Here is a 5,763-nt window from a genome sequence, read left to right on the forward strand (position 1 = left end):
CCAGGCCGCGGGCGTGCTCGGCGATCGTCTCCGCCAACGGAGTGTTCAGTGTTTTGGCCAGCTCTGCCAGCCGCTCGGTTTGCGAACGGTCATCAAACCGGACGGCGGTGTGCAGCGCGCGCATCTCGACGGCGTACATCCCGGATTGTCGCGCGACCTGTGCCGCACGCACCGCATGTGTCTGCGCGGCCATCGTCTGGCCGACGGAGGCCCGCTCCCAGGCCCGGGCCAGTTCGAGTTCCGGCAAGAACACCGCGACCTGCGGTCCGTAAGCGTCCTCCGACCTGCGCAGCGCCGCGGCGGCGGCCGCGCTGTCTCCTCGCGCACCTTCGGCCTGCGCGGACCAGGCTGATACCACCATCAACCAGCCAGGCGGAAAACCACGCGACATCGCCGAGATCGAATCCTCAAAGGCAGAACAGGCGGCCGGCAGCGCACCCCGGCCAAGCTGCACCAATCCGAACATGGCGTGCAAGAAGGCGTCTTGAGCAGGCCACACCCTGGTCGTCGCAGCATAGTGTTCCCAAACCCGTTCGGCCACCGGAATGTCGCCGGCGGCCGTCAGTCCCACGACTTCGGCCAAACCCATGGCGAACTTGTACGGTCCCGGTCGATCGAACACGGCTGCCCGACCCGCATCCGCTACGCGCTGGACCTCGCCAAACCGCCCGGTGAGGGCCAACGCCCAACACGTCCACGTAGTCGCCCACATCCCCACCACCGGTTGCACATCGGATGTACACACGGCTAACCCGAGGTCGAGTGCCGTTCGGAGGTCACCGGAAAAGCACGCAAACGCCGCTTCCATGGCCGCGACGTGTGGGAGCAGCTCCTCAGAATCAATACGCGTCCTCACGTCAGCCAGGGCCAGCCGTGCCGGCTCAACCCGCCTGCAGCTGAAGAAAAGATTCGCGGCACGCAGACAGCCCCACCGCACGATCAGCCACTCATCGACACCATCGAGGTCGATGTCATCAAGCACCGCCTCGACGTCGTCGCCTCGTCCCTGCCAACCGATCGCCTCAGCAAGCACTATCGCCGCCCTTACGCCGGCGCCGCGCTCGAACGCGAATCGGGCAAGCTCCTCACCGGAGGCGATGTCCGACATGGTCACCGCGCTCGCCGCTGCGTCGACGATCAGGTCGAGGTCCGGCGAGAGATCGCTTCGCATCATGAACTGCGCCAGCCGTATCCGGGCGCGCACGTCAGGCAACCCCGACCGCTCCTCCTGTGCCCGCATCTGCTTCTGAAGTTGTTGTGCCAGTGCGCTAGTCAGTTGCCGCGAACGCACCACACCGGCGTGTCGGATTGCTGTCTTACCCAAGATGGGGTGACACAACCGGGCCACCGTGCTGAATCCGTCGGCAACCAGCTGGATTACTCCGCGGCGCTCAAGAAGTCCCACCACGTCGGCATCGCACAGCTCGCGCAGAATCTCCCAGTCCAGCACCTCGGCGGTCGCCAAGATCTCTACCGCCTCCAATTCCTCCGGCGCCAAGGATTGCAGGCGAAACTCGAGCAGATCGGAGAGTTGGCGGTCGGCACACAGCGCACCGCGAAGTTTCCAGCCCGCATCCGTGCGCACCAACACACCATTTTCCCGACCCGCGCCCAGCAGGCCGCGCAGCAGCAGCGGGCTGCCCGCCGTCTGGCCGTGTAACTCGTTGATCAGCCGGGTATCGACGACGCCGCCGAGCACGGCGCGGGCGAGCGCCTCGGTCTGCTCCCGGGTAAATGCTTCAAGGTGCAGGCTCAGCAACAATCGCTCTTTCAAAAGCGCTGTTACCGCGTCGTGCACCGGGTCGCCGGACCGGATCGTCACGATCAATCGTGCACTGCGGCTGGCCACAAGTTGGTGCACCAACGTCGACGACAACGGATCGAGCAATTGCGCGTCGTCGACGACGACAACCAGGTTTCTTTCCCGCTCCAGGGTTCCTTGTGCGGCCGCGAGCATGGCGGCCGGTTCCAGCGGTGCGACGACAGTCACCGACCGATAGAACGCACCCAACGGCACCGTGGAGCCGGTTTTGGTGCCCAGCACATACCGCACCGTCGCCCCGCCCGACTCGAGTGTGTCGGCAAGTGCGCGAGCGAGCGTCGATTTGCCAACCCCGCTATCGCCCACCAACGCCACGCCATGGAACTCCGCGCCGCCCTCGAGCGCTGCCAACGCTCGACGCAACTCGTCGTCGCGGCCCACTATCGGCCACTCCGACCCGCTGCCCATTTGCACCCGCTCCCCATTTCCAAAGGACGTCGAATCTCCACCGCCAGATCTTTTCGCAAACGCTACTGAGTCCGCCCACGGTTCGTGCCACATTTCGATTTTCCGGGCAACATCTGGTTACCCGGGTAAATTTGGCACACGTTCCACTAACTCATGCCCTTTGCAGGGTTCTTAAATCATGCCCTTTGCAGGGTTTTTCGGCGTGCTTCGTACGCGTAGACCATAGTTCTGGTGCAAATCATCCTGGCGTCAGATTCGGCCCGGTGTTCAGAGAATGTATGAATTCGAACCGTGGAATTGCAGAATCGCAAACGCGGACGGCACGGTTGCTAAGCGGGTCATCCTGGTCCGTGTCGTCGGCTTCGCCGGGGTCGACGCGGACACCACCCGGGAGGTCACTGCGGATCTGCTGGCCGCGGCCGACGAGCTCGACGCGCTTGAAACCGGGTTGGTTGCCGCCGTCGAGTTACATCCCGGAGAGGGCGCCACTCACTAAGTGGATGAGCTGCTCGCGGTGCTCGATGCCGAGCTTGGCGAAGATGCGATAGACGTGTCCCTCCACCGTCCGCACTGAGACAGAAAGCCTTTCGGCGATCTGGCGGTTGGACAAACCGATCGCGACCAAGGTCGCGATCTCGCGTTCACGGTCGGTAATCGGCAGCGGTTGGGCCACGGAATAAACTGCGGGTGTTCGTATTTCGTGCTGCCGGGCCAACCTGTGCGCGCGGGTCGAAGACTTTACTTCCTTGCCACGCTGGCGTGTGCGCGCGTGTTCGCGCGCCGCCTGGGCTGCCGCGTCGGCGGCGAGCGCCACTGCGCCCATGTCAGCGAACCGGTTGGCCGCGGCGTCGAGCAAATCGCCGTCGTGGTCGGCCAGGCCGCGGGCGTGCGCGGCGATCGCCTCCGCCAACGGAGTGTTCAGTGTGTTGGCCAGCTCCGTTAGCCGCTCGGTTTGCGAACGGTCATCGAACCGGACGGCGGTGTGCAGCGCGCGCATCTCGACGGCGTACATCCCGGATTGTCGCGCGACCTGTGCGGCACGCACCGCATGTGTCTGCGCGGCCGACGTCTGGCCGACGGAGGCCCGCTCCCAGGCCCGGGCCAGTTCGAGTTCCGGCAGGAACACCGCGACCTGCGGTCCGTAGGCGTCCTCCGACCTGCGCAGCGCCGCAGCGGCGGCCGCACTGTCTCCCCGCGCACCTTCGGCCTGCGCGGACCAGGCTGATACCAGCATCAACCAGCCTGACGGAAAACCAGGCGACATCGCCGATATCGAATCCTGAAAGGCAGAACACGCGGCCGGCAGCGCACCCCGGCCAAGCTGGACGACCCCGAGCATCGCGCACACCATCGCGTTTGCTTCCGGCACGCCCGCGGCCATTGCGGCAAAGCGGTCCCAAACCCGCTCGGCCGCCGGGAAATCCCCGGCCCAAGTCAACGCCGTGGCCTCAGTCAACCCGATGTTGAACCGGTCCGATCCCGATTCGCTGAGCGCAGCCGCCCGCAACCCCGCATCCGCTATCCGGTGAACTTCGCCAAACCGGCCGGCGAGGGCCAGCGCAGACGACGTTGCCACCGCCGCCCACAACGCCGCCAACGGCAACATATCCGATCCACACAAGCTCGGCCCCGTCTCAATCGCTGTCGCAACATCCCCGGAGAAGAACCCAAACGACACCTCTAGGGCCGTGACGAGACCCACGACTGCTTCCGAATCGACACGATTCTTCACGTCGGCGAGTACCTGCCGCGCCTGCTCGACCTGCCCGCAGTTAATGAACAGACTCAAGGCTCGCAGACCACCCCACTGCACGATCACCCACTCATCGGCACCATCGGGGGGGTCGACGTCGGCAAGCATTGCCTCGGTCTCGTCGCCCCGACCCTGCCAGCTCAGCGCCCTACCAAGCACGATCGCGGCCGGCAGGCCACCGCCACGCTCGAACGCGAATCTCGCCAACTCCTCCCCGCAAGCGAAGTTCGACATGGTCATCGCGCTCGCCGCTGCATCGATGATCACATCGAGGTCCGGCGAGAGGTCGCTGCGAATCATGAACTGCGCCAACCGAATTTGAACGCGCACGTCAGGCAATCTGGACCGCTGCCCTTCGGCCTCAACGCGCTTCTGAAGTTGTTGTGCCAGCATGCCATTGAGCTGTCGCGTGCGCACCACACCGGCGTGTCGGATTGCCGCTTCAGCCACGAGGGGGTGATTCAGCCGCGCCACCGTGTCTGATCCGTCGGCAACCATCTGGATTACTCCACGGCGCTCAAGGCGTCCCACCGCGTCGGCATCGCAAAGCTCACGCAGAATCTCCCAGTCCAGCACCTCCGCGGCCGCCAAGATCTCTACCGCCTCCAATTCCTCCGGCGCGAAGGATTGCAGTCGAAACTCGAGCAGATCGGAGAGTTGGCGGTCGGCACGCAGCGCACCTCGAAGTTGGCAGCCCGCATCCTTGCGCACCAACACACCACTTTCCCGACCCGCGCCCAGCAAGCCGCGCAGCAGCAGCGGGCTGCCCGCGGTCCGGCCGTGTAACTCGTTGATCAGCCTGGTATCGACGACGCCGCCGAGCACGGCGCGGGCGAGCGCCTCGGTCTGCTCCCGGGTAAATGCTTCAATGCGCAGGCTCAGCAACAACCGCTCTTTCAAAAGCGCTGTCACCGCGTCGGGCACCGGGTCGCCGGACCGGATCGTCACGATCAATCGTGCACTGCCGCCGGCCGCGAGCTGGTACACCAGCATGGCCGACAACGGATCGAGCAACTGCGCGTCGTCGACGACGACAACCAGGTTCTCTTCCCGCTCCAGGGTTTTATGCGCGGCGGCCAGCATCGCCGCAGGTTCATGTGCTGCCTCAACCGTCACCGACCGAAAGAACGCACCCAACGGGATGGCGCACCCCGTTTGGGTGCCCAGGGCAAACCGCACCGTCGCCCCGCCCGACTCGAGTGTGTCGGCAAGTGCGCGAGCGAGCGTCGATTTGCCAACCCCGCTATAGCCGACCAACGCCACGCCGTGGAATTCCGCGCCGCCGTCGAGTGCTGCCAACGCTCGGCGCAGCTCGTCATCGCGGGCCACTATCGGCCACTGCGACCCGCTCCCCGTTTGCACCAGCCGTCGAACCTCCCGGGCTACATTTTCGTAGAAGATACCCCGACTTCACCGACCATTCGGACCAAATGTCGAACCTTCGAAAAAGGTTTTGGTAGGGCCACCAGCGCCGACTCCTCCCGGTGCGTGGACTCGACCACCGCCACCAGGGCGGCCGGGTCCGTATCCTTGAGCGTGTCGAACATGTATTCGATTGTAGGCGTGTCCACTGACTCAAACTTTGTGGCAGGGTCGCGCTATCCACAGTGCGGCCACGGTTGAAGGGGTTGGGTGGATGTTGTGGCCAGTGGCCTGTCAACATTTCATCACCGAGCAGGGCCGAAACTTCCAGGTGATCTGCGAGCGGGCCAATGCGCACGGGCAGAAATTGCAAACCGCCGGTGTAAACCTGGCCAACACCGACACCGCCGTCGGATCC

Annotated in this window: 4 protein-coding genes and 1 pseudogene; 2 read left to right on the plus strand and 3 right to left on the minus strand. The window is 64.8% G+C overall.

Annotation, left to right across the window (positions count from 1 at the left end; translation table 11 throughout):
• A partial coding sequence (locus tag ACLP9N_RS00005) for an AAA family ATPase (protein ID WP_442405477.1) occupies positions 1-2,230 on the minus strand: 2,230 nt, incomplete at its 3' end.
• 274 nt (positions 2,231-2,504) lie between these two features.
• Between ACLP9N_RS00005 and ACLP9N_RS00010 the strand changes: the two genes are divergently transcribed.
• The gene (locus ACLP9N_RS00010; protein WP_442405478.1) at positions 2,505-2,726 is read left to right on the plus strand and encodes a hypothetical protein; all 222 of its coding nucleotides are present in this window, start codon (positions 2,505-2,507) and stop codon (positions 2,724-2,726) included.
• Here the strand turns inward: ACLP9N_RS00010 and ACLP9N_RS00015 are convergent.
• Positions 2,697-5,312, minus strand: a complete 2,616-nt coding sequence (locus ACLP9N_RS00015) for a LuxR C-terminal-related transcriptional regulator (RefSeq protein WP_442405480.1) — start codon at positions 5,310-5,312, stop codon at positions 2,697-2,699. The two genes, ACLP9N_RS00010 and ACLP9N_RS00015, sit on opposite strands and share 30 nt — an antisense overlap.
• A 53-nt stretch (positions 5,313-5,365) precedes the next feature.
• A complete protein-coding gene (locus ACLP9N_RS00020; protein ID WP_442405479.1) occupies positions 5,366-5,530 on the minus strand; it encodes a hypothetical protein in 165 nt (54 codons plus the stop codon).
• Positions 5,531-5,631: 101 nt separating this feature from the next.
• Here ACLP9N_RS00020 and ACLP9N_RS00025 point away from each other — a divergent pair.
• Positions 5,632-5,763, plus strand: a pseudogene (locus tag ACLP9N_RS00025) (type VII secretion protein EsxI); the annotation flags it as partial.

The sequence above is a fragment of the Mycobacterium sp. genome, assembly GCF_052144515.1.
Lineage (GTDB): Bacteria > Actinomycetota > Actinomycetes > Mycobacteriales > Mycobacteriaceae > Mycobacterium.

Bases quoted from the DNA above. Each gene is read 5' to 3' on its own strand.
- ACLP9N_RS00010 (WP_442405478.1), top strand. From the start codon at position 2,505: ATGTATGAATTCGAACCGTGGAATTGCAGAATCGCAAACGCGGACGGC.
- ACLP9N_RS00020 (WP_442405479.1), bottom strand. From the start codon at position 5,530: ATGTTCGACACGCTCAAGGATACGGACCCGGCCGCCCTGGTGGCGGTG.